Origin of the sequence: Aquiflexum sp. TKW24L, assembly GCF_023502205.1 — a bacterium.
Lineage (GTDB): Bacteria > Bacteroidota > Bacteroidia > Cytophagales > Cyclobacteriaceae > Cognataquiflexum.
Genome location: NZ_JAMFLG010000002.1, coordinates 64,771 through 87,492 on the forward strand (window position 1 = coordinate 64,771; position 22,722 = coordinate 87,492).

Below are 22,722 nucleotides of genomic sequence, written 5' to 3' on the forward strand. Positions count from 1 at the left end.
CAAAATTCTTTTTGATTTTTAATCAATTTACAATTTTCATCAATGTGAAATTATAAATACGATGATAAAAACCCTGTTTGATCTTCTAAATGTAATCAGTGTTTCGGGAAATGAAACGGCAATGACTGAATTTTTGATAGATCACATTAACAAACGGAAAGGTCAATGGAAGGTTCAGCCCGACATTTATTTTGGAGACAACTTACATGATTGTCTGTTACTTAAATTTGGAAATCCCCGCGGAGCTGTTTTTGCGCACATAGATACTGTGGGGTTTTCGGCAAGATATGAAAATCAGCTCTTACCAATCGGCGGTCCGGAAATTGACAATGGAACAAGGTTGGTAGGAGAAGATAGTCTCGGGCTTATCTCATGTAAAATAATTTTAAATGATGATTTTGCTTTTCATGATTTTCCCCGAGCAATAGACAGGGGAACCTTGCTTTCTTATGAACAGTCTATTATTCTTGACGAAGAATTTATCCAAGCAGCCTACTTGGATAATAGGATTGGCATATACAATTGCCTTAACTTATGTGATAATTTAGAAAATGGCTGGATAATTTTTTCAACCTATGAAGAACACGGGGGAGGCAGCGTTCCATATTTACTTCACTTTATCCAAGAAGTGGCTCCTATTGAGTTTGCTCTTATTTCTGATGTCACATGGGTCACTGAGGGAGTACAACACCATGAAGGAGTAGCTATTTCATTAAGGGATAAATATATCCCAAGAAAAAAATTCTTAGATAAAATCCTTAAACTGGCAGAGGAGAGCGGCATTCCATTTCAGTTGGAAGTAGAAGGTATAGGCGGCAGTGATGGCCGTGAAATTCAATTTTCTCCTTATGCGATAGATTGGTGTTTTATTGGACCTCCGGAAGACAATGTCCATACCCCAAATGAAAAAATTTCTTTGAAAGACCTCCAATCTATGATTGATCTTTACAGCTATCTAATGAAGCGGTTGTAAGGATTAGCAATAATTTAGATGTAGAGAAATCTTTTTTTTTATATTTGCAATGCCCTTGAATAAAGGGCATTTTTATTTGATTTTATGATATCAATAAAAGACAAAGTATTTGTACCTTATATAACAGCCCATTCAATTCAACAACGGGTGGCAGAAATTGGGGCTGAAATATCGAAAGATTTCAAAGAAGATTGCCCTATATTAATTGGTGTCCTCAACGGTTCTTTTATATTCCTTTCAGATTTGGCTAAAAGTATTTCAATACCTATTGAGATAAGCTTCATTAAAATTTCTTCTTATTCGGGAACAAACTCAACAGGATCTATTAGAAATATTCTCGGTCTTGATGTTAATTTAAATAATAGGTCAGTAGTAATTGTAGAAGATATTATTGACACAGGTTTGAGTATGAAACACTTGGTGGAAATGATAGAAAAAGAAACACCAAAGAGGATAGCTATTGCCAGCCTTTTACTAAAACCAGATGCTTTAGTGGAGCTGCTTAAGGTAAATTACATCGGCTTTGAAATCCCAAACAAGTTTGTAGTCGGATATGGGATGGACTATGATGGATTTGGCCGAAACCTTCCCGAACTTTATCAATTGAAATAGGAACCAAAATATTAATTTATTCATAACATGCTTAATATCGTATTATTTGGCCCTCCAGGGGCAGGAAAAGGAACCCAAAGCGAAAATATAATTTCAAAATACAAGCTGACACATTTATCCACAGGAGATTTATTCAGAAAACATCTTGGGGAAGGCACCGAACTAGGAAAACTCGCCCGAAAATTCATGGATGAAGGCAGGCTAGTTCCCGACGAAGTTGTCATCGACATGGTGGATGACAAAATCGCTAATACATTAGGAACCAATGGCTTCATTTTCGATGGATTTCCAAGAACTGTGGCCCAGGCAGAAGCCTTGGATAAATTAATGAAAAAAAACAAAATTGAAATTTCTGGAATGATTGCACTTGATGTGGCAGAGGATATTTTGAAAGAAAGAATCAGGGAAAGGGGAAAAACCTCCGGAAGAACCGATGATCAGGATGAAGCCAAAATCGAAACCAGGATACGAGTATATCTGGACGAGACCCTTCCTGTTGCTGAGTATTACGAAAAGCAGGGAAAATTCACCAAAATAAATGGTGTTGGTACCATCGAAGACATTTTTGCTGACATTACAAAAGTCATTGACAGATACTGATACTGAATATTTCTTACCTTTGCAGAGAAGATTATCCGGCTAAGCCTTCAAGCTTAGCCTTTTTTGTTTAAAACTTGTAGAAAAAGTGGCAGATTCCAACTTTATAGATTACGTAAAATTCTGCTCCAGGTCAGGAGCAGGGGGAGCAGGTTCAGTTCATTTTCGAAGAGAAAAGCATGTGCCAAAAGGTGGACCTGATGGTGGAGATGGCGGTAGGGGTGGACACATCATATTAAAAGGCAGTACGCAGGTATGGACCTTACTCCATCTAAAATATAAAAAACATGTGATCGCAGAGGAGGGTAAAGGTGGTGAAGGGGGAAGAAGAAAGGGAAGAGACGGCAAAGATGTAGTCTTAGAGGTTCCTTTGGGAACAATTGCCAAAGATGCTGAAACTTTTGAGGTAAGGTTTGAGATCACCGAAGAAGGACAGGAAGTCATCCTCACTAAAGGTGGACGGGGTGGCTTGGGTAATGACCACTTCAAAACTGCAACCAATCAGGCACCGCATTTTGCGCAACCTGGCGAAGAAGGCATTGAAGAATGGATCATCCTTGAGCTTAAATTATTGGCGGATGTTGGATTGGTAGGATTTCCAAATGCAGGAAAATCCACTTTACTTTCCAGTATTTCTGCTGCAAGGCCTGAAATCGGCGACTATCCTTTTACCACATTGGTTCCAAATCTCGGCGTCATCCCATACAGAGAAGAAAAGTCATTTGTGATGGCTGATATACCGGGGATTATTGAAGGAGCTGCCGAAGGAAAAGGTCTTGGATTAAGATTTTTGAGGCACATTGAACGAAATTCAATTTTGTTGTTTATGATCCCAGCAGACTCGGACAATATCCAGAATCAATACAAAATACTCATTGGGGAACTTCAAAAATACAATCCAGAGTTGTTAGATAAAAAAAGACTGTTAGCCATTACCAAGGCAGACATGCTGGATGAAGAATTGATGGAACAAATGAAAAAAGAGGTTCCTAAAGACCTGAGTTCGATATTCATCTCTTCAGTCTCGGGATACAATCTTGACAAACTCAAGGATATGCTCTGGCAGGCCATCAATACCCAATAAATGCCAACTTGTCAGTTTTGAGCCCTTGGCAAACAAATTGATAACAATGAAAAAGTCAAATTTTGAGATATAAAATGGAGGAAAAACAAATATTCAATGAAGAGCCTATTGATTCCCAAGAACAAGGGGTACAAGACGAACAGGCTGTAAATGAAGGAAATGAAAATTCAGGAAAGCTTGATTTATCTCAAGTTGAAAAACTTAATAAGGAAGTTGCTGAATTGAAGGATAAATATTTGAGGCTTTATTCTGAATTTGAGAATTACAGAAGAAGGACTGCCAAAGAGCGTCTAGATCTAATCAAGACAGCTTCTGAAGATTTGATGACTGAAATACTCCCTGTGGTTGATGATTTTGAAAGGGCATTCAAAGCCCATCAAAATGAAACAGACGCTTCAAAAGTAAGAGAAGGAAACCAACTGGTATTCCACAAGCTAGTAAGAATATTGGAGCAAAAAGGATTAAAAGCCATGGATAACCTTGCAGGAAAACCATTCGATGCAGAGACTCAGGAAGCTATCACCCAAATAGCTTCTCCCAATGAAGAAATGAAAGGAAAAGTCATAGATGTTATTGAAAACGGATATATGCTTGGGGATAAAGTCATCAGGTTTGCAAAAGTTGTAATAGGAGCTTAAGAAAGGATTATGGCAAAAAGAGACTATTATGAAATATTGGGAGTGACAAAAAGTGCATCTCCTGAGGAAATAAAGAAAGCATACCGAAAGCTTGCGATTCAATACCATCCCGACAAGAACCCTGACAATCCTGAAGCTGAAGATAAATTCAAAGAGGCTGCAGAGGCTTATGAGGTTTTGAGTAATGCCGAGAAGAAGCAAAGATATGACCAGTTTGGTCATCAGGGTCTAGGCGGAAACGGCGGTTACAGCGGCGGCGGGATGAATATGGAGGACATTTTTTCCCAATTTGGAGACATATTTGGAGGAGGTGGATTTGATTCCTTTTTTGGAGGAGGCAGAGGCGGAAGAAGAATGAAAAAAGGAACCAACCTCAGGGTGAAATTAAAAATGAACCTGAAAGAAATTGCCAATGGGGTGGAGAAGAAAATCAAAGTAAAGCGTAATGTTCTAGCTGACGGAGTTACTTTCAAAAATTGCTCCACTTGCCAAGGTTCAGGTCAGATTAAAAAGGTAGTCAATACCATGCTTGGCCAAATGGTCTCTGCAAGTGCCTGTCATGTTTGCGGAGGAAATGGCCAAATAGTAGATAAAAAACCAGCTGAAGCAGATATCAGAGGTCTTATTTTAAAAGAGGAAGTTATATCAATCAATATTCCGGCAGGGGTCGCTGACGGAATGCAGTTGAGCATGTCGAGCAAAGGCAACGAAACTGCAGGTGGCGTTCCCGGTGATTTGTTGATCGTCATTGAGGAAATTGAGGATGAAGTTCTACAAAGAAATGGGAATGATGTCATCTTTGAATTGTATGTAAGTTTCATTGATGCAGCATTGGGTTCTCAAATTGAGGTGCCAACCATCGAAGGAAAAGTTAAAATCAAGCTTGATTCCGGAACTCAAAGTGGAAAAATGCTAAGATTGAAAGGAAAAGGAATAAAAGACATCAATGGATATAACCGTGGTGATCAACTAATCCAAGTAAATGTCTGGACACCAAAACAGCTATCCAAAGAAGAACGACAAATTTTGGAAAATCTGAAAAATTCCGAAAATTTCAGACCCGATCCGGGTAAATCAGAGAAAAATTTCTTTGACAAAATGAAAGAATTCTTCTAAAAAACTTGCAGCCGGATGAAAATCCGGCTTTTTTTATACCTTTAATAACCTTTTAAATCGATCGCCGTAACCTTACCCTATGTTGAACAAATTTTGCTTACTAATTGGATTGGTTCTAGGGAGTACGTCTTGGTCCGATGCCCAAATTACTAAGGAGTTCAAAGTCGAGGAAAAAAACGGCTATAACCTTGTCCACCTAGATTTCAATGTTTACAAAGGAATCTCGGACATTAAAAGGGATCTTATGGATGGACCCTTGACCATCTCCTCAGAACTTAATAAAGTGAATATTCTTCCGTCTTTCTCTTACCGAATCAAGGACGGGATACTTTTTGCAAATCTTTCCCATCGTAATGTAGAATCTGAAAACCTCGGTAAAAGCCTTTCTTATAAATTGTTTTCAAGCTCAAACGAGAATTTTGACCACAAATGGGATGTAGGTCTAAATTCTCACAACCTTTACAACCTTCATTTTTACTTTGGAATCGGTTATGCTGCTATTGACTTATCGCACTTGCCGATTTCTAACTGCATGATCAAATCCACCAGCGCAGATATCAAATTAGACTACAGTAAAAAATTTGCCAATTCCGTAAAAATGGACACGCTGTCTGTCTCCATCCATATGGGGAATCTGGAGGCAAATAACCTTAATTACACCAATGCTAAAGAAATGATTTTTGAATCAAATTACGGCACCTTAGATCTTTCTTTTTCTGATAAAATGGCCGAATCGTGCAATATCAAGGCTATGGTTGGGGTTGGGAAAGTTAATCTCCAATTGCCGAGCGAAAATCATGCTTATATCCTTAAAATTACCTCCACTCCTATGTGCAGGACTTATATTCCAAAATATCTCAAAGACCTTGGCAATAATACTTATGTGAGCAAGGCTTACAGAGAAAATAGCGAAAATCTCATGATCTTTACCATTGATGTATCCGTAGGTTCAGTTACTATAAAGTAAGTCCCTAAAAAGGAACAAATTTCTATTTTTAGTAAACCGCCTTCACTTTGGAAATTCTTGAAATCCGAAATCTGACCAAAACGTACGGGAACCAAAAAGCTCTCAGCAGTATAAATTTGACCATCCCAAAAAAAGGTATTTTTGGACTTTTGGGACCAAATGGTGCAGGTAAAACCACTTTGATCAGAATCATCAATCAGATTATAGAAGGCGATTCCGGTGAGGTTTTGTTTAAAGGCGAAAGGCTTCACCCTAAGCATATTTCACAAATCGGATATCTTCCTGAGGAAAGAGGTCTATACAAAAAAATGAAGGTTTGGGACCAGCTGATTTACTTTGCTAGACTCAAAGACATGCCGGCAGCTTTGGCTAAGGAAAGAGTAACTTTTTGGCTGAATAAAATGGAGATCAGCTCATGGAAGGACAAAAGAATAGATGACCTTTCTAAAGGTATGGCTCAAAAAGTGCAGTTTATCTCGACCATCATTCATGAACCGGAACTACTCATTTTGGATGAACCTTTTTCTGGATTTGATCCATTAAATGCTGAAATTATCAAAAATGAAATTATAGGATTGAGAGAAAAAGGCATCACTGTCGTTTTATCCACACATAGAATGGAATCCGTAGAGTTGCTCTGTGATCAGATCGCGATGATCCATCGCTCACATAAGATCCTCGAAGGAAAGTTGGCTGATATCAAACAGAAATTCAGACCAAATACTTATGAAGTAATTCTTTCCAGTCTTAAGGAAGTTCTTCCTCAGGATTGGGATTTCAGGACCATCAACGGAAATTCTGTTTTTACCATTTCTCTCGGAAAAGAATCCCCAAATATCACTTTAATGAAGCTGATGCAATATGGTGAAGTTGTGGGTTTCAAAGAAATCTTGCCTAGCATGGAAGAAATCTTTATCCAACAGATAAAAGAACATTCGTATGAATAAAATCTGGTTGGTCATTCAAAGAGAATACCTTTCGCGGGTTCAGAAAAAATCTTTTCTCTTGGCCACTTTGCTGACCCCTCTGATATTCCCATCCATCATGGGAATTTTTCTCTGGATTTCAATCGGAGAGTCCGAGAATCCCTCCTTACAGATTATAGAAGTGGTGGACGAGAATAATATATTTTTCATAGAAAGTTCAGAGCAATATGCTTTCTCTTTTTCAAAAATCGGAATTGAAGAGGGGAAAAAAATGGTAAATGAAGGTGAACGTTTTGGATTCCTTTACATTCCAAAAATCGATCTCAAGAATCCTTCTGGGATTATTTATTACGGAGAGAAAAATCCTAGCATGGGGTTGATTTCTTTTCTGGAATCAAGCATTAAAAGAAGAATTGAGGAGCAAAGGCTTTTTGAGTCAGGAATAAGCCCGGAAGCTATCAATGCATATCGGACCAAAGTCTCTATCCAAGCCATTACTTTTGATAACACTGGGGAGGAAAAAGTGACAGATGCCACTGTAAATTATGCCATCGGATTCCTCGCCGGCATTTTGATTTACATGTTTATTTTTATCTATGGCAATCAAATCATGCAGGGTGTCATAGAAGAAAAGTCAAGCAGAATTATTGAGATTTTGGTTTCGTCCATCAAGCCTTTCCAACTCATGATGGGGAAAATCATAGGAATAGGAGCCGTTGGACTGACACAATTCTTAATCTGGATTGTCTTGATTGGAGGAATTTCCTCCATTGTAATGGGGTATTTTGGTCTGCAAATGCCTCAACAACAAGCAATGGAACTTGCCAATCCCGAAATCGGAGAAATGATGGAAAGCCAGGGAAATGTCCAAAATATTCTTCAGGTTATAAACGGGATCGATTTCTTTCAATTGACACTGACTTTTGTATTTTATTTCCTGGGTGGATATTTACTATATGGAGCTTTTTTTGCCGCTGTCGGTGCCGCTGTAGATGCGCCTTCCGAAGCCCAACAGTTTATGCTTCCCATTACCATTCCCTTACTAATCGGTTATCTTGGACTATTTGTCTTTGTTTTGAATGATCCTAACAGCAACGTTTCATTTTGGCTTTCCATTATCCCTTTTACTTCACCGATTGCGATGATGGGAAGGGTAAGTTATGGTGTGCCATTTTTTGATTTGGCACTTTCAATGTCACTTTTGATTATAGGTTTCTTTTTTAGCACTTGGGTTGCAGGCAAAGTCTATCGGATCGGGATTTTGATGCATGGCAGCAAAGTAAATTATAAGACCCTTTGGAGGTGGATCAAAACAAATTAAATCCCATTAAACCGGCATTAAAAAGAGAAAGAGCCAAATTTGGCTCTTTCTCTTTTTAGTCCTCTGCATAATTAAAGCTATCGATTTGTTCCTTGATCCAGTCCTTATAATTCTGAAGTCGATATTCTTTCCACAGGTCATTGTATTTGCCAGAGCTATCAATCAAAAACTTAAATGCCGTCGCAGCTTTTGGTTTGCTTAAGGCATTGACCAATTCATCCTGAAAATTTCTTTCTTTCACTACCCGGTCGGCAAACTTCTCCATCATTTGATGTTCTTGGTTTGGTTCCATTTTGACGAATTCGGCAAAATTATCAGGATTATCATCGATCTCATCTAGGATATCTTCCTCTTCAGGCGTCAAATCATAATTGAAATAATCCTCGTCATCGGGAAGCTGGTATATTTTCTTATTGTCCAGTTGATAAAAACAAATCATTCCCTTTAGCAGCTGAACTGCTATTTTCTCTACTTCTTTTTCAGATAGGGTAAGCATTTTAGAAATAAATAAAATTTTAAGAAAATTAAATAACTGTCGGATTAAATCAAACTATTTTTCCATTTAATCTGTGCCCTGCTAGTCACACAAAAATACTTTTCAATAAGGGGATATTGATGTCATGACCTCCTTTAAATTCCATCCTCTTGACTTCAAAAGGTAAAGATGCAATTAATTCATTTTGTTTTTGAATAGATTCAGGAGTAAGCATTGGATCTTCATCACCCAAAACTACAATAACCTCTTTGTTCTTTAACTTCTCACCAGCACTTTTTAAATTCAAATCATGTGCAAATCCCCCACTCCAAAGAACCAACTTTTCGACATTTACAGCTAACTGACTTACCCACCTTGTTGCAGTGGCAGCACCTTGGGAAAAGCCAAGAACATTGATAGTAGGCTTTGATGCATATTTCAACATTACTGATTCCAAAATTTCATTTAAATAGTAGTTGTTGTTTTCAATCGCAGTTTCCCTTTGATGACTTGTCATCCAATTGGCACCTACCCTTCCGGAAAACCCTTTTTGATACGAATAATTGGTAGCTTCAGGCACGATGACCAACCTATCTTCCCGAAAAATCGGTTCCATTTTTTTTAAAAAAAACTCAGCGAGTTGGCCATATCCGTGAAGTGCTATGAGAATTTCACTCTCATTTCTATTCGGAAGATGTGACATAAAATAGACCCCTCTATGTCGATAAGTAACCGAAGCTTGCATCAGCTGTTAAATTTATTAAATCTAAAAGGTAAAAGCTGTTCGATTCCCTTTGCTTTTAGAATTTCTTCCTGACCATTAAGCATCAAAATTTCGATTGAAGACCCAAACTTCATTTCATATTCATTGATAGTTTGTCGGCATATGCCACACGGTGTGACATATGCATATATATCCTCTCCTATCCTCTTGGCTGCTATGGCGATCTTAAGAGGTTTGATTCTTGGATAATTTCCCATCACATAACTCAGCACTGCCCTTTCGGCACAGATCCCAACCGGAAAGGATACATTCTCTTGGTTATTCGCAGCGAAAACCGAACCATTTTCCAATAAAAGCGCTGCTCCAACTAAAAATTTTGAATACGGTGCATGAGCAGATTCCAATATTTCCTTGGCTTTTGTAATTAACATTGATTCCTCTTCTGTCCACAACTCAATTGGTACCACTTCAAGGGAAGCAGTCACTTCTATTTTTCTATTCATTATTGGATTTAAAAATTGTTTGGAATTAACAAAAAAAAAATGGGAATAGCGCTATTTTTCTCTTTAACACAATTTGATTTTTAGCCTTCATCCTTTTTTTACAATTTCGGGAATTGTAATCCTATCCATTTGCTATGCAGACCATTCTAATTCTAGGTGCCGGAAAGTCATCAACCTATCTGATTGAATATTTATTGGAAAGTGCAGGCGTCAAGAGTAGAAAAATCATCGTCGCTGACATCTTAAAAAGAACCGCTGCTGAAAAAATTAAGGGAAGTTCTTTTGCTTCAGCTGTATCCATCAATATCACCAATCAGGAAGAAAGAAATGCCTTGATTCAAAAATCCGACTTGGTAGTATCCATGTTGCCCGCATCTATGCATCCTATCATTGCTAAAGATTGCTTGACTTTAGGTAAACATTTTTTTACAGCTTCCTACGAATCTGATGAGCTCAGAAAATTAGCAAATGATATCAAAGCAAAAAACCTGCTTTTCCTAAACGAATGTGGGCTAGATCCGGGAATTGACCATATGTCTGCGATGAAAATCATTGATCATCAAAAGGCAAAAGGGAATGAAATTATTTCTTTTAAATCATTTTGTGGTGGCATACTATCTCCCGAAAGTGAAGACAACCCGTGGAAATACAAATTCACATGGAATCCAAGAAATGTCGTGCTTGCAGGCCAAGGTGTATCGAGGTATATCCAAAACGCCCAGTTAAAATTTATTCCCTATCACAAATTATTTGAGAGGACAGAAAAGATAAACTTTGAAGATGTCGGTGATTTTGACGGGTACGCAAACAGAGATTCTCTTAGGTATAGGGAAATTTATGGATTGGAAAAAATCCCAACTATGTTGCGAGGAACACTGCGCAGAGCTGGATTTTGTCAGGCATGGAATGTATTTGTCCAATTAGGCATGACCGATGATACATTTCAGGTGGACTTTCCAAATGGTGTAAGCTATCGAGGATTTCTTAATTCTTTTCTTCCCTATCACCCCACAAAAACTGTTGAGGAAAAATTACAAGCTTATCTTCCAAATATGGACTTGGATACCATGCCTAAGATTGAATGGTTGGGATTGTTTTCAGATAACCCTGTCCCAATATCCAAAGGAAGTCCTGCCACAATCCTACAGAAGATTTTGGAAGAGAAATGGCAGCTGAGCCCCGATGATAAAGACATGATCGTACTTCAGCATCAATTTGAAGTAAAGGGTGGAAAAGTGAACACCAAAATTGTTTCAAGCCTGGTCTGCAAAGGTCAAAATGAAGAATACACCGCTATGGCAAAAACAGTAGGGCTACCACTTGCCATGGCAGTTGATCTATTCTTGGATGGAAAAATCAAATCAAGGGGTTTACAGATACCCGTTCAAAAAGAATTTTATGATCCAATCTTAAAAGCTTTGGAAGGTTACGGTATTTTTTTCCAAGAAAATCAAATACCCAAAAATGAATAGATTTCCCTCTTTTCAATAGCCCTAAAATGGTTTTATTATGATTTCATTGAATCCCATAAAAAAACATGATCTCCATTTTCTAAAATCAAATATTTGATTTCAAGATTATTGCGATTCAATTGTCAGGATTCCAGCCTGCCGGAGGATCCAAAGTCGCACCGGGAACCGTAAGACAATCATCAGGAATAGTTTTCGGAGTTTGGCGGATATCTAGTTTTCCAGGTTTGATATAGACTTCTTTTTTAGAAACTCCTGCTGCCATAAAAAACCCAAGAACTATTTCGTTAGGATCATCCAAACTTATCATATTCCCTCTGATATTTGCCGGTGGGCTATCAAATACACTTCCTGTAAGACTGGTCTGCTGTTCTACTAATCTCAAAAACCTATGGGCATTTGCAGATATACTCATCTGGAGAATCTCTGCCCTGTATGCCTGCTTAAACTTCAGTCCATCATCCTCTACAAAAGCAACAGGTAGTCTTTGCGGTAAACCATTAAATCCTTCATCAGAAGCAATTGCAAATCGCTGAAACCTTCCGGGTTCTTGGATATAACATATTGCGCAACATGCTTTGGGAGCTTCACCTCTTGGATTTGTTGGATGTGTACCCGGTAATCTATATAATTCAGGATTTGCCACCAATACATAATTTCTTGCACCCACCCTCCAATAATAAAAATTGGTCTGGTCACTCGGATCATTGAAATGCGCAAAAATCCTAGCACCTGATCTATCTAGCAGCCTGTCTTCTGTGTTGAACCCAACAGCACTGTAGCTAAGCTCCAATATCTCAGGAACAGCCGCCACTCTCTCTGGCAAGGAAGTATATGATTTGCCACCCAGTAGTGTGATTAACAATGTGTAGGAAATCCCCACTCTTGCTCGGAAATCAGGCGGTGTTTGATATGCTCCTCTTTCAATGCCTTCTTCGAGGAAAGTCACATTTCCTTCACTGTCCCTGATGACCACATTAGCCTGAGAGACCGGTCTGATCAGTCCTTGGAATACACTCCCATAGGTATCACTTCTTGTCAACCTAATGATATGTGGCCCAGAATCTGTAGTTATAAATCCATCTACAGTAAGCAATTGTTCTCCCTGTGGCAGTTCAACCTTGTAGGGTTCAATACACGAAATCGGCAAGATCAATATTATATAAAGTAGTTTTTTCAACATCAGGATCAGAATTTAAGCGAATAACTTAAGGTTGGGAATGGAACGCCAAGGATTGCCAAGATGTAAGATTGGGGAGGTGATCCCGTTTGGTCTGCAAAGAAAACAGAAAATGGATTTTTCCTTCCATACACGTTCATGATAGCAAAAGTCCAGTCACCGTCGTGGAATTTACTTGTTCCTTTCAACTTGAAATTCAATGATAGGTCTAGCCTATGGAAATCAGGAATTCGTTGTGTATTTCTTTCCTTGAAAAAAGCGAGTGAGTTTCTAGAGAAATCAAATTTTGCTTCAGGAAAAGAAACAGGCCTTCCTGTACTGTAAGAGAATGTTGCCGAGATGGAAGCATTGGACGCCAATTTATAATTCCCAATTAAAGTCAAATCATGAGGCTTGTCAAAATTAGCTGGGTACCATTCACCATCATTGATAATTTCTTCTTCGAAAGGTGTAATTACCCTTCTTAATGATCTGGAATAAGTATAGCTTGCCCAACCGGTTGTCCTTCCTAGATTTTTCTTCACGTAGAGCTCTACTCCATACGCCTGCCCTTGACCGGGTACAACCTCTGTTTCAAGATTTTGCTGAAGCAAAAGCCTTGCTCCGTCTTTGTATTCCAATACATTTTGGATGTCTTTGTAATACACCTCAATGGAGGTTTCAAAAATATTCCCTTTCAGGTTCTTGTAAATACCAAGGGAATATTGATCAACTATCTGTGGCTTGAAAAATTGATCACTCAGTTTCCAAACATCCGTCGGGGCAATCGTGGCTGTGTTTGAAATCAAATGGATAAATTGGTACATTTTATTGTATCCAGCTTTTATCGAAGTTTTGGAATCCAAAGAATACCTCAAAGAAGCCCTTGGACCCCATCCATCATAAGTCTGAATGGTTTCACCTGAAGCATAAGTCCTTTCTCCGATTACATTTCCCGGATTAAGGGGAAGGTTTGGAGCATATTCTTTGACTGTCCTTGGACCAAAATATTGATACATATCATACCTTATCCCATACGATACTCCAATCTTTTCACCGAATTCCAATTCATGTTGGAGATAAAATCCCGATTCACGACCAAACTCATCCTGAACTTTCTTAGGCAAAATTGTAGATTCTCCACCAGATTGTCCAGGAATCAGCTCTCCAGGTCTTATGGTTATACTTTTGGTATCTCCACCAAAAGAAACTCTGTTATTTGGACCAAGAGCATATGTGAAATTCAACCTTAGGCCGGGGTCAGTTATTCCAGATTCAAGATCAAAATTATTGATTCCGGATTTATTGAAGATCGTAAAATCATATTTTGAATAATAGCCGATTACATCAGCTGATAATCTTTCTGAAAATTTACCCTGATATCTTACTGTATGACTAAGGTTTGTCCACGAAATCGTTGTATCTGAAGCCAATGCAAAATCATCATAGCTTCTATAAAAGCTATAGGTCACATTGTGGTTCTCATTGATTTCTCCATATAGAATCCCATTGATATCATTGAAATTTGCATTACTCGACCTCAAATCGGGATTGTTCATTGCACCCAAAAGCCAGTTAATATAAGAACCCCTGAATCCGACCTTTGCAGATACTTTATCTTTAATCACCGGTCCGTTCAAGGATAATTTTCCAGATACTGTTCCTACCATCATGTCTCCTCCCCATTTGTCCAAGCTCCCTGATTTTGGGGTTATGTCCAGAATAGACGAACCTCTTCCTCCATATTTTGTGGGAATGATCGATTTGTATAAAACAAAATCATTGACTACATCGGGATTGAAAGCTGTAAATAATCCGAAAAGGTGGGAAGGATTGTAAATCGGCGCACCTGCAAACAAAATGAGGTTTTGATCAGCTCCTCCACCTCTGACATTGAGTCCTGAGGAAGCTTCCCCCACCTGACTTACTCCGGGAAGGGTTGCAAGGGACCTGATAATATCCACCTCTCCAAGGAAAGGAGGGAGTTCCTTCAGGGTATTCATACTCACCGTAATCGCTCCCATGTCTGTACTTCTGATATTTTTTTCAGGATCCCGACCAAATATTACCACGTCATCCAACGTGAAATCTTCTTGGATCATGGTGAGGCTTATCCTACCTTCTCCAACTGCCACAAAAGGATAGGTGACTGTTTCATATCCCACATACCTGATTTCAAGAATATACTCGGCTCTGTCAAGGACCAAATTGAAATTACCATTAGTATTGGTAACTTCAGTTTTGTTGACCTCTTTAACTGTCACAGTGGCCCCAACAAGCGGTTCTCCTGTAATCTGATCTATGAGTCTACCACTGATTTTGATATCTTTTAATTGACCTATATCCCTTCCAATCACATTTTTTTGTTGGGCAAAAAGACTCCCCGGTAGGAATAGAATCAGGAAAATATAAAGTAAAGTTTCTTTCATATATAAATATTATAGGCCAAATGGATCTAATACCCAAAATTCCATCGGTCCCTGAACTTGGACCTCTCCACTCCTTAAGATATAAATAAGGTTATCATGGACAAACACACCGGCATTTCGGGCTATCGGATTGCCAGGAAATGAATTTTTGGAAATCCAAACTCCACTATCCATATTCAATTCCCAAACCTCAAGAGATCTATTTGCCATTCCTGTGATTATTCTATTTCCTATAGTCACAGCAAAGGCAGAACCCGAATTAATATCACCCGGATAGAGACCAAAAAAGGACCAAATTTCAGAACCTCCATCAAAGGAATATATTTCTTTTGACGCCGGGTTTACAAAAAATTGTTGGTTACCATACTGGAATGTTAAAACACTGCGATTCAAAGAAAAAATAGCATTCCCAATTTTTTGCCATTGCTGTGTTGCAAAATCATACCTATAAGAATCAGTCCCACCGCCAGTCAAGCCACCCATTACATATAATTTACTGTTCAGTTCGAATGATACAGCATTGACCGCTATAAAAGGAAGGTTAGGAAGTTTTACAAAATTATTATTTTCATATTTCCAAAAATCATTAGTAGTAGATACCAATGATGATTGGCTGATTATTGAAGCCCCACCTCCAAAATAATTTGGTCCACTAAAGGCCTTCCATAGAGGCCGTCCTGAAAATCCAACTTCTGTCCAGTTTTTGGTTACGACACTATATTTCCAAATTTGGGAATTGATCGATTGACCATTATTAGCCCCCAATCCTGCAAAAAATTCAGCGCCATCTTGGAAATAAATATTATCAAATAATTTTAGACTAGAGGGGAAGTTCGGTAACCGGGTAAATTTACCCGTTGTATATTCAAATTTATCTTCCAGAATAATCTTTTTGTTTTGAACCAAAACGCTTACTTCCTCCAAAATCTTCGACCCACTTGCCGGAACAATAGCCGTGATTGAAGATTCGAAATCAATCTTTAAGACCTGTGCCGGACGATCACCAAAAAAAACGCGGGTATCCGATGTGAAATTTTTACCTTTTATCGTAACTGTAATCCCCACCGATCCATTTTTGGGAGAAATATCAAATGCATCAGGGGAAAGAGTCTTGATTATCAAGACATTGCCAAATAGGATCCCATCCGGAAGCGCAATAAATGATTTGACATAATATTGTTTCTCTATCTCTAGCTCATTTATTTCTCCAATAAATCTTCCTGGAAGTGTTCTTTCTCCTAACGTGATTATTTTGGGTTGGAAAAATGATTCCGATTCAGAAATATAGAATCCATGGTCAGTTGCAGCTACATTTTGGGTAGTAAGTATCCTCCCTAAGATCCTAGCTCTTTCACCGCTGAGGTAAATAATATCTTCTGTCACTAAGGATGTTGGGATTTGGTTTTCCTCTTGGCAGGATGAAAAAATTCCCAAAAAAATGACAAGCAATGAAATGATACCAATTTTTCTTTTTTCCATGTAATTCACCCTTAATGCGGGGTTAAAAATACAGGAATATTGGATTTAAAAAAACAGATTACCCAAAGCAGGTGTGTTTTTAAACTAAAATATGGTGAGAAAATTTCTTAATAATTCAGAATACTCATCTGAAAAATTCCCATTTTCCATCTTTATGGATAGGTCTTTCTCTGAAATAGAATGATTATAAAATGAAAAACCATAAATCATCCTAAGAATATTTTTTGAAGGCTTGTCCTTTACATTTACTTTATTAAAAAATTTTAAGCCTAAGGAATCTAAAATTCTCTCAAATTCAGCCATTTGACTCGGTGGAAGTATTACCCATATTTCTGACTCAAGGTTAAGAAGTCCCGAGATCCCTGATGCCATCTCAGTAAAAGGCAAAGCATCATTGTGTAAGGCGAGATTCCTTTGAGGATCAATTGATTTTAGATGGTTGGGAAAATACGGAGGGTTGCTGACAATCAAGTCAAACTTTTGACTTGTTAACCCACAATATTCTTGGAAAGACATGTTCACAAATTCAATTCTTTCGCTCCAAGGACTGTTTTCGGCATTCTCGGTGGCTTGCTTCCAAGCTTCGGAGTCAATCTCAACTCCTGTGATTTTGGCTTGTGGAAATCTTTGGGCCAACATCAATGAAACTACTCCTGAACCGACCCCTATTTCTAAGATGCTTTGCGGATTTCCTATTCCTGCTATTGCACCCAACAAAACCCCATCGGTACCCACCTTCATGGCTGTCCGGTCATGGTGGATGTCAAATTGCTTGAAACGGAAGGGTGTAGAAGTCATTGGAGATTTAGAATATTCAAAAATTATTGACCACCTCTTTCATATTCTTCATCAGCCGGAAGGTTTGGGCGCTCAGCAGCAGCTACAGCCAATTGGTCGCATCGCTCATTTTCCAGATGGCCGGCATGTCCCTTTACCCAGACAAACTTCGGCTTGTACCGGGTATGTAAAGGAATATAAATTCTCCACAAATCGGGGTTTTTTTTATCCTTGAAGCCTTTTTTTTGCCAACCCCATAACCAACCTTTTTCGATGGCATCGACTACATACTTACTATCAGAATAAATCGTGACAGGGATATCTCTCACTTTGATTTCCTGAAGTGCACGGATGACAGCCAATAGTTCCATCCTATTATTGGTGGTGTGGCGGAAACCCTCAGAAAGTTCCTTTCGATGTTGGTTATACTTCATCACCACCCCATAGCCTCCCGGCCCGGGATTGCCTTTGGCCGCTCCGTCTGTAAATATTGTGATCATTCTAAATAAATTCTCTGGTAAACTTTAGCCTAATCAAATGAGCGGGCGAGACTGGAAAGTTAAAAATCATTCCAACTCTCCCGTAAATAATGCCCCTTTGAAAATCTTGATGGCAATAGAAAGTAATATGATTCCAAAAATCCTCCTCAATACATCTAATCCTGTTTTTCCCAGTTTCCTTTCCAACCAATTGGTGCTTTTCAATACTCCAAAGACGATTACCAGATTGATGATCATCCCAACAGCGATATTCGCTTGCGTATATTCTGCTTTCAAAGTCAAAATCGTCGTCAGTGTTCCTGCACCCGCAATCAATGGAAAAGCGATGGGTACAATGGAAGCACTTGTATTAGAAGCTTCCGGATCAGGTTTGAAAAGCTCTATTCCCAAAATCATTTCAGCCCCAATTGCAAAAATGATCAATGCCCCGGCAATAGCGAAGTCATCGACGCCGATACCAAACAATTTCAAGATAGATTCTCCAAAAAATAAAAATAAGATCATGAGGAATCCTGCTGCAATCGTTGCTTTTCCGGATTGGATATGCCCGACTTTTTTCCGGAGATTGATGACTATGGGAATTGAACCCAAGATGTCAATCACAGAAAAAAGGATCAGGGTAACTGAGAAAATTTCTTTGAGACTGAACATCCGGTCAATATTTCTTTAAAAATTCCACCAAATTTAAAAATTCCGCTTCTGTGATAGCAGGGAAATTGGCAATCCTGAAGCTTGTTGGCTTCAATGGACCATATCCACTGCCCAACTGCATTCCTTCCTTTTCGGCTGCTTTTTTGATTTCCCCGATAAATTCTTCCTTACCGGAAATTGCCAAAACTGTACTGCTTCTGGCTTCCGGATTTTGAATCAACATTCTCAATTTGGAAGTATTTGCAATTGTATCTTCCAATTTCCTCATCCGGTCTTTGGTCTGTTGGTCTATATGCTGAATTTCAGGCATATCCTGTAGTACACGGTACAGCAGGTATATTCCAAAAACATTTGGCGTGTAATGTGTCTGGAAGATTTCGGCATTCTCCAGCATGAAACTCAAACTGTTGTACCTTCCTTTTTCCCCTTTGTCTTTTGCTTTGGCAATGGCTTTGGGAGAAACTATCAAAATACCCAATCCCGCAGGTAGTCCGAAGCATTTTTGTACCGAGGCATACCAAATGTCAGCCAATGTAAAATCGAGTTCGATTCCGGCCATGGAAGAAGTCGTATCTACAGCGATCATTTTTTCGGGATACTTGTTGGCAATTGCCGCAATCAACTCATTCGTAACCTGAGTGCCGTTAGAAGTCTCGTTTTGGGTGATGGCAATCAAGTCAAATCCCTCTTCTACTTGCAATGATTCCACCTCAACAGTATTGTCTGCTTCAAGCTTATGTGCAAATGTTTTGGGTTCAATGTGCTTGGCATATTCATACCACTTTTTACCAAATGAGCCAGAAAAGATATGGTAGCCGGCGGATTGTACAATGGATTGGGAAATGATTTCCCAATTTTCGGTGGCAGATGATGTGAAAAGGAGCTTGTAATCATCGGGCATGTGCAGCTTTTCCCTCATCAGGGTTTCTGTTTCCTGATAGAGGTTCATAAATACTGCCGAGCGGTGATTTGCGCTCAAAATGCCTTTTTCGTATGCTTCCTGCATGTATTTTGGAAGGCTGTCATAGACTTTGGAAGGTCCCGGAGCAAATGTTACCATGGTCGATTAATTTTTGAGAAAATAACGGATGGCCAATTCATAGCCCTTGAGTCCAAGGCCTGAAATCATGCCCACGCATTCTTTGGTGATGATACTCTTGTGACGAAACTCTTCACGCTTGTAGATGTTCGATATGTGTACCTCCAGCACAGGCGTCTTCACTCCCGCTATCGCATCAGAGATCGCTACCGAAGTATGTGTATAGCCGCCGGCGTTGAGCAAAATCGCATCGAAGCTAAAACCCACCTCATGAATTTTGTCGATGATTTCCCCCTCAATATTGCTTTGGTAATAGGAAAGATCGATTTCGGAAAATTTGGTTTTGAGCGTCTCAAAGAATTCTTCGAAAGAAGTGCTCCCATAAATCTCGGGTTCTCTTTTTCCCAAGAGATTGAGATTGGGACCGTTGATTATGATGATTTTCAAGGCAAATTACGTTTAGTGGCTATCGGAGTTCAAAGTTAAGGAAGGATTTGTTTTAAAAAGGATAAACCTTTGTTTTAAAATAGTATACCCAGATAATCTCATTAAAGGACTTAGCTTGTGTATAAAAATTATTATTTTTGTGTATAGATTAAAAATAGAATGAGAACCAATATTGAAATAGACGAAAAACTGATGGACGAAATCCTTCAGAAAACTTCCATCAAAACCAAAAAAGAGGCAGTTGATACCGCATTGCGCGAGTTTTTGAGGAAAATCAAATTGCAGGAATTGGCTGACCTTCGCGGGAAAATTAAATGGGAAGGGAATCTTGAAGAAATGAGGTCTATTTAAATCATGGATATCTTGGTAGATACTTCCAAGTGGATTTCGTTTCTGAATAATCCTGAGGATAATGAACCGGAGTTATTTCAAAGTTTACTTGTCGAAGACAAGATTTGTATTTGCCCACCAATTTTCCAAGAATTGCTCCAAGGTTGTAGGAATAAAAAGGAATTTGATCTATTGGAAGATAGATTATCGGGATTATTCCAATTGGTTTCTGATTCCTACCTTGCGGCAGCAGGAGCCGCCAAACTATATGTCGAATTGAGACAAAAAGGAGCTACCATCAGAAAAAGTAACGATTGCCTCATTGCTTGGTATGCCATCGAACATAATTTATCTATTTGGCATTTGGACAGGGATTTTGATGCCATTGCAAAGCATTCAAATCTTAAAATATTTGGCTGAATTTTTCCAGTTAAAAAACTCATTTTCAATTTGAATAAGTACCATGTCCAACCATTGGGATGCATCCCTCCGTCAGTTTCAACATTACCTTAAACTCGAAAGGTCGCTGAGCCAAAACTCTATCCTCGCTTACCAACAAGACATGGAAAAGCTGAGCAGGTATATGGAGAAGAATTTTCCTGACACCAAACCCACGGAAGTCAAATTGCAACATCTACGCTATTTTGTCAATGGCCTAGCAGAACTTGAAATCTCTGAATATACGCAGGCTAGGATTATCTCAGGGATCAAGGCATTTTTCAGATTCCTGATGTATGAAGACCGCATATCCGAAGATCCAGCCCAACTTTTGGAAGCTCCAAAACTAGGCCGCAAACTCCCCGACACACTCAGTTATATCGAAATCACGCAAATACTTGAAAGCATTACTTTAGGCGCACCGGAGGGTCACCGCAACCGCGCTATATTGGAAGTGCTGTACAGTTCGGGTTTGAGGGTATCGGAATTGACTGATCTGAAAATTGGAAATGTCTATGCTGACATTGGATTTCTAAGGGTAATAGGAAAAGGCAACAAAGAAAGACTTGTCCCCATAGGAAGGGATGCATTGAAATATCTGAAACTCTATGTTGAAGAAAAAAGAAAAGAAATAGAGCCCGTCAAGGGTCATGAACAATACGTTTTTCTCAACCGGAGAGGAAAGAAACTCAGCCGTGTGATGATTTTTCTCATCATCAAAAAACAAGTCGAAGCTATCGGCCTCAATAAAAATGTAAGCCCCCATACTTTTAGACACAGCTTTGCTACACACCTCATCGAAGGTGGGGCCGACCTGCGTGCAGTCCAAGAAATGCTCGGCCATGAAAGCATCACAACTACAGAGATTTACACCCATTTGGACAGAGATTATCTCAGACAGGTGCTCAATGAGTTTCATCCAAGGAAATAAGCCAGAATTTCTTCCCATTTACCGATCAATTCAATTAATTTAGCACATTGAAAACCCCCAATCATTGTGTATAAATCGATACTGAAACCCATACTTTTTGTAAAAAATCCGGAATCTGCCCACCATTTTACTTTTTCCTGGATCAAGAGAACCTTCAATCTTCCAATTGTAAAAAATATCATCGAAGCACTTTATGATTACCAAAATCCAATTTTGGAAAGAGAAGTATTTGGACTGCATTTTAAAAATCCAGTGGGACTTGCCGCGGGTTTTGACAAAGACGCCAAACTGATCGATGAGATGGCAATGCTAGGTTTTGGATTTATCGAAATCGGAACCTTGACACCAAAACCACAGGAAGGCAATCCCCAGCCACGGTTATTCAGGTTGCCGGAAGATGAGTCCCTGATCAACAGAATGGGATTTAATAACGGGGGTGTAGAGGAGGCAATCAAAAGACTTCAGGATGTAAAAACCGATGTTTTGATCGGTGGAAACATTGGCAAGAATAAATTGACTCCCAATGAAAAAGCCGTGGACGATTACCTTTATTGTCTACATGCCCTTCATCCTTATGTGGATTATTTTGTAGTCAATGTAAGTTCCCCAAATACGCCAAACCTTCGGGAGTTACAAGAGAAAGAACCTCTCAAAAATTTGCTCCTTGCTGTGAAACAAGCGAATTCTTTTAAAACCAAACCAAAACCCATCCTTCTGAAAATAGCCCCAGACCTCACCGTTGGGCAATTGGACGATATTATCGAAATCGTAATTGAAACCAAAATCGATGGAGTCATTGCCACAAATACCACCATAGACAGAAGTGGCCTCAAAACGGATTCTTCCAAGATTGAGAGCATAGGCGCCGGTGGTGTAAGTGGGAAGGTCTTGGCAAAAAGAAGTACTGAAGTTATCAGATACCTTTCCAGCCAATCCAATAACGCATTCCCCATTATTGGAGTAGGGGGTATTTTCTCAGCCCAAGATGCAATAGATAAGTTGGAAGCAGGTGCATCGCTAGTGCAGGTGTATACGGGGATGATTTATGAAGGCCCGGGATTGATTAAAGGTATTAATAAAGGGTTGGTCAAATATTTGCGGAGCAAAACAAAATAGTCTTCACTATTTTAAATACCT

Annotated in this window: 25 protein-coding genes; 14 read left to right on the forward strand and 11 right to left on the reverse strand. The window is 39.0% G+C overall.

Features of this window, described 5'->3' with window-relative positions; all coding sequences use genetic code 11:
• Window positions 1-64 precede the first annotated feature (64 nt).
• The 9 genes from M3O96_RS01665 to M3O96_RS01705 all read left to right on the forward strand — a co-directional run bounded on the left by M3O96_RS01665 (window position 65) and on the right by M3O96_RS01705 (window position 8,234).
• A complete protein-coding gene (locus tag M3O96_RS01665; protein ID WP_502798892.1) occupies window positions 65-973 on the forward strand; it encodes a M20/M25/M40 family metallo-hydrolase in 909 nt (302 codons plus the stop codon).
• Window positions 974-1,057: 84 nt separating this feature from the next.
• Window positions 1,058-1,585, forward strand: a complete 528-nt coding sequence (hpt, locus tag M3O96_RS01670) for a hypoxanthine phosphoribosyltransferase (protein WP_249718149.1) — start codon at window positions 1,058-1,060, stop codon at window positions 1,583-1,585.
• A 27-nt stretch (window positions 1,586-1,612) separates the two neighbouring features.
• The gene (locus M3O96_RS01675) at window positions 1,613-2,185 is read left to right on the forward strand and encodes an adenylate kinase (RefSeq protein ID WP_249718151.1); all 573 of its coding nucleotides are present in this window, start codon (window positions 1,613-1,615) and stop codon (window positions 2,183-2,185) included.
• A gap of 85 nt (window positions 2,186-2,270) precedes the next feature.
• On the forward strand, window positions 2,271-3,266 hold the full coding sequence (gene obgE / locus M3O96_RS01680) for a GTPase ObgE (RefSeq protein WP_249718152.1): 996 nt from the start codon (window positions 2,271-2,273) through the stop codon (window positions 3,264-3,266).
• A 74-nt stretch (window positions 3,267-3,340) separates the two neighbouring features.
• On the forward strand, window positions 3,341-3,904 hold the full coding sequence (locus M3O96_RS01685) for a nucleotide exchange factor GrpE (protein ID WP_249718154.1): 564 nt from the start codon (window positions 3,341-3,343) through the stop codon (window positions 3,902-3,904).
• A 9-nt stretch (window positions 3,905-3,913) separates the two neighbouring features.
• Window positions 3,914-5,020 carry a molecular chaperone DnaJ gene (gene dnaJ, locus M3O96_RS01690; protein WP_249718156.1) on the forward strand — a complete coding sequence of 369 codons (1,107 nt, stop codon included), beginning with the start codon at window positions 3,914-3,916 and terminating at the stop codon, window positions 5,018-5,020.
• A gap of 79 nt (window positions 5,021-5,099) precedes the next feature.
• The gene (locus M3O96_RS01695; RefSeq protein ID WP_249718158.1) at window positions 5,100-5,987 is read left to right on the forward strand and encodes a hypothetical protein; all 888 of its coding nucleotides are present in this window, start codon (window positions 5,100-5,102) and stop codon (window positions 5,985-5,987) included.
• A gap of 47 nt (window positions 5,988-6,034) precedes the next feature.
• Window positions 6,035-6,934 carry an ABC transporter ATP-binding protein gene (locus M3O96_RS01700; RefSeq protein ID WP_249718160.1) on the forward strand — a complete coding sequence of 300 codons (900 nt, stop codon included), beginning with the start codon at window positions 6,035-6,037 and terminating at the stop codon, window positions 6,932-6,934.
• On the forward strand, window positions 6,927-8,234 hold the full coding sequence (locus tag M3O96_RS01705; RefSeq protein ID WP_249718162.1) for an ABC transporter permease: 1,308 nt from the start codon (window positions 6,927-6,929) through the stop codon (window positions 8,232-8,234). The genes M3O96_RS01700 and M3O96_RS01705 overlap by 8 nt, the downstream gene beginning before the upstream one ends.
• Before the next feature lie 55 nt (window positions 8,235-8,289).
• On the opposite strand, the gene M3O96_RS01710 is transcribed toward M3O96_RS01705, so the two are convergent.
• The 3 genes from M3O96_RS01710 to M3O96_RS01720 all read right to left on the reverse strand — a co-directional run bounded on the left by M3O96_RS01710 (window position 8,290) and on the right by M3O96_RS01720 (window position 9,936).
• Complete coding sequence (locus M3O96_RS01710; RefSeq protein ID WP_249718164.1) at window positions 8,290-8,730, reverse strand: UPF0158 family protein; 441 nt, start codon at window positions 8,728-8,730, stop codon at window positions 8,290-8,292.
• 85 nt (window positions 8,731-8,815) lie between these two features.
• Complete coding sequence (locus M3O96_RS01715) at window positions 8,816-9,454, reverse strand: alpha/beta hydrolase (protein WP_249718166.1); 639 nt, start codon at window positions 9,452-9,454, stop codon at window positions 8,816-8,818.
• Window positions 9,454-9,936 carry a cytidine deaminase gene (locus tag M3O96_RS01720; protein ID WP_249718167.1) on the reverse strand — a complete coding sequence of 161 codons (483 nt, stop codon included), beginning with the start codon at window positions 9,934-9,936 and terminating at the stop codon, window positions 9,454-9,456. The genes M3O96_RS01715 and M3O96_RS01720 overlap by 1 nt, the downstream gene beginning before the upstream one ends.
• A 134-nt stretch (window positions 9,937-10,070) precedes the next feature.
• On the opposite strand from M3O96_RS01720, the gene M3O96_RS01725 reads away from it, so the two are divergent.
• The gene (locus M3O96_RS01725) at window positions 10,071-11,408 is read left to right on the forward strand and encodes a saccharopine dehydrogenase C-terminal domain-containing protein (protein WP_249718169.1); all 1,338 of its coding nucleotides are present in this window, start codon (window positions 10,071-10,073) and stop codon (window positions 11,406-11,408) included.
• 115 nt (window positions 11,409-11,523) lie between these two features.
• On the opposite strand, the gene M3O96_RS01730 is transcribed toward M3O96_RS01725, so the two are convergent.
• From M3O96_RS01730 to aroQ, 8 genes are all read right to left on the reverse strand, one after another.
• Window positions 11,524-12,588, reverse strand: coding sequence for a DUF4249 domain-containing protein (locus M3O96_RS01730; protein WP_249718171.1), 1,065 nt, complete (start codon window positions 12,586-12,588; stop codon window positions 11,524-11,526).
• Window positions 12,589-12,593: 5 nt separating this feature from the next.
• Window positions 12,594-14,993: a TonB-dependent receptor gene (locus tag M3O96_RS01735; RefSeq protein WP_249718173.1), complete on the reverse strand. Its 2,400-nt coding sequence runs from the start codon at window positions 14,991-14,993 to the stop codon at window positions 12,594-12,596.
• A gap of 9 nt (window positions 14,994-15,002) precedes the next feature.
• Window positions 15,003-16,472, reverse strand: a complete 1,470-nt coding sequence (locus M3O96_RS01740) for an IPT/TIG domain-containing protein (RefSeq protein WP_249718175.1) — start codon at window positions 16,470-16,472, stop codon at window positions 15,003-15,005.
• Between the two features lie 84 nt (window positions 16,473-16,556).
• On the reverse strand, window positions 16,557-17,270 hold the full coding sequence (locus M3O96_RS01745) for a tRNA1(Val) (adenine(37)-N6)-methyltransferase (protein ID WP_249718177.1): 714 nt from the start codon (window positions 17,268-17,270) through the stop codon (window positions 16,557-16,559).
• A gap of 23 nt (window positions 17,271-17,293) precedes the next feature.
• On the reverse strand, window positions 17,294-17,749 hold the full coding sequence (gene rnhA / locus M3O96_RS01750; protein WP_249718179.1) for a ribonuclease HI: 456 nt from the start codon (window positions 17,747-17,749) through the stop codon (window positions 17,294-17,296).
• A 66-nt stretch (window positions 17,750-17,815) separates the two neighbouring features.
• Window positions 17,816-18,400 carry a MarC family protein gene (locus tag M3O96_RS01755; protein ID WP_249718181.1) on the reverse strand — a complete coding sequence of 195 codons (585 nt, stop codon included), beginning with the start codon at window positions 18,398-18,400 and terminating at the stop codon, window positions 17,816-17,818.
• 4 nt (window positions 18,401-18,404) lie between these two features.
• Complete coding sequence (locus tag M3O96_RS01760) at window positions 18,405-19,460, reverse strand: aminotransferase class V-fold PLP-dependent enzyme (RefSeq protein ID WP_249718183.1); 1,056 nt, start codon at window positions 19,458-19,460, stop codon at window positions 18,405-18,407.
• A gap of 6 nt (window positions 19,461-19,466) precedes the next feature.
• Window positions 19,467-19,886 carry a type II 3-dehydroquinate dehydratase gene (gene aroQ / locus M3O96_RS01765; protein WP_249718185.1) on the reverse strand — a complete coding sequence of 140 codons (420 nt, stop codon included), beginning with the start codon at window positions 19,884-19,886 and terminating at the stop codon, window positions 19,467-19,469.
• Between the two features lie 159 nt (window positions 19,887-20,045).
• Here aroQ and M3O96_RS01770 point away from each other — a divergent pair, with 159 nt between their 5' ends.
• From M3O96_RS01770 to M3O96_RS01785, 4 genes are all read left to right on the forward strand, one after another.
• Complete coding sequence (locus tag M3O96_RS01770) at window positions 20,046-20,237, forward strand: type II toxin-antitoxin system VapB family antitoxin (RefSeq protein WP_249718187.1); 192 nt, start codon at window positions 20,046-20,048, stop codon at window positions 20,235-20,237.
• 3 nt (window positions 20,238-20,240) lie between these two features.
• Window positions 20,241-20,636, forward strand: coding sequence for a type II toxin-antitoxin system VapC family toxin (vapC, locus tag M3O96_RS01775; protein ID WP_249718189.1), 396 nt, complete (start codon window positions 20,241-20,243; stop codon window positions 20,634-20,636).
• A gap of 43 nt (window positions 20,637-20,679) precedes the next feature.
• Window positions 20,680-21,585: a site-specific tyrosine recombinase XerD gene (gene xerD, locus M3O96_RS01780; RefSeq protein WP_249718191.1), complete on the forward strand. Its 906-nt coding sequence runs from the start codon at window positions 20,680-20,682 to the stop codon at window positions 21,583-21,585.
• Between the two features lie 66 nt (window positions 21,586-21,651).
• Window positions 21,652-22,701: a quinone-dependent dihydroorotate dehydrogenase gene (locus M3O96_RS01785; protein ID WP_249718193.1), complete on the forward strand. Its 1,050-nt coding sequence runs from the start codon at window positions 21,652-21,654 to the stop codon at window positions 22,699-22,701.
• Window positions 22,702-22,722: the final 21 nt, after the last annotated feature.

Excerpts from the sequence above, each read along its gene's own strand:
- hpt (WP_249718149.1), top strand. The coding sequence starts at position 1,058 with ATGATATCAATAAAAGACAAAGTATTTGTACCTTATATAACAGCCCAT.
- M3O96_RS01675 (WP_249718151.1), top strand. The coding sequence starts at position 1,613 with ATGCTTAATATCGTATTATTTGGCCCTCCAGGGGCAGGAAAAGGAACC.
- M3O96_RS01685 (WP_249718154.1), top strand. The coding sequence starts at position 3,341 with ATGGAGGAAAAACAAATATTCAATGAAGAGCCTATTGATTCCCAAGAA.
- dnaJ (WP_249718156.1), top strand. The coding sequence starts at position 3,914 with ATGGCAAAAAGAGACTATTATGAAATATTGGGAGTGACAAAAAGTGCA.
- M3O96_RS01695 (WP_249718158.1), top strand. The coding sequence starts at position 5,100 with ATGTTGAACAAATTTTGCTTACTAATTGGATTGGTTCTAGGGAGTACG.
- M3O96_RS01705 (WP_249718162.1), top strand. The coding sequence starts at position 6,927 with ATGAATAAAATCTGGTTGGTCATTCAAAGAGAATACCTTTCGCGGGTT.
- M3O96_RS01710 (WP_249718164.1), bottom strand. The coding sequence starts at position 8,730 with ATGCTTACCCTATCTGAAAAAGAAGTAGAGAAAATAGCAGTTCAGCTG.
- M3O96_RS01715 (WP_249718166.1), bottom strand. The coding sequence starts at position 9,454 with ATGCAAGCTTCGGTTACTTATCGACATAGAGGGGTCTATTTTATGTCA.
- M3O96_RS01720 (WP_249718167.1), bottom strand. The coding sequence starts at position 9,936 with ATGAATAGAAAAATAGAAGTGACTGCTTCCCTTGAAGTGGTACCAATT.
- M3O96_RS01725 (WP_249718169.1), top strand. The coding sequence starts at position 10,071 with ATGCAGACCATTCTAATTCTAGGTGCCGGAAAGTCATCAACCTATCTG.
- M3O96_RS01730 (WP_249718171.1), bottom strand. The coding sequence starts at position 12,588 with ATGTTGAAAAAACTACTTTATATAATATTGATCTTGCCGATTTCGTGT.
- M3O96_RS01735 (WP_249718173.1), bottom strand. The coding sequence starts at position 14,993 with ATGAAAGAAACTTTACTTTATATTTTCCTGATTCTATTCCTACCGGGG.
- M3O96_RS01740 (WP_249718175.1), bottom strand. The coding sequence starts at position 16,472 with ATGGAAAAAAGAAAAATTGGTATCATTTCATTGCTTGTCATTTTTTTG.
- M3O96_RS01745 (WP_249718177.1), bottom strand. The coding sequence starts at position 17,270 with ATGACTTCTACACCCTTCCGTTTCAAGCAATTTGACATCCACCATGAC.
- rnhA (WP_249718179.1), bottom strand. The coding sequence starts at position 17,749 with ATGATCACAATATTTACAGACGGAGCGGCCAAAGGCAATCCCGGGCCG.
- M3O96_RS01755 (WP_249718181.1), bottom strand. The coding sequence starts at position 18,400 with ATGTTCAGTCTCAAAGAAATTTTCTCAGTTACCCTGATCCTTTTTTCT.
- M3O96_RS01760 (WP_249718183.1), bottom strand. The coding sequence starts at position 19,460 with ATGGTAACATTTGCTCCGGGACCTTCCAAAGTCTATGACAGCCTTCCA.
- M3O96_RS01770 (WP_249718187.1), top strand. The coding sequence starts at position 20,046 with ATGAGAACCAATATTGAAATAGACGAAAAACTGATGGACGAAATCCTT.
- vapC (WP_249718189.1), top strand. The coding sequence starts at position 20,241 with ATGGATATCTTGGTAGATACTTCCAAGTGGATTTCGTTTCTGAATAAT.
- xerD (WP_249718191.1), top strand. The coding sequence starts at position 20,680 with ATGTCCAACCATTGGGATGCATCCCTCCGTCAGTTTCAACATTACCTT.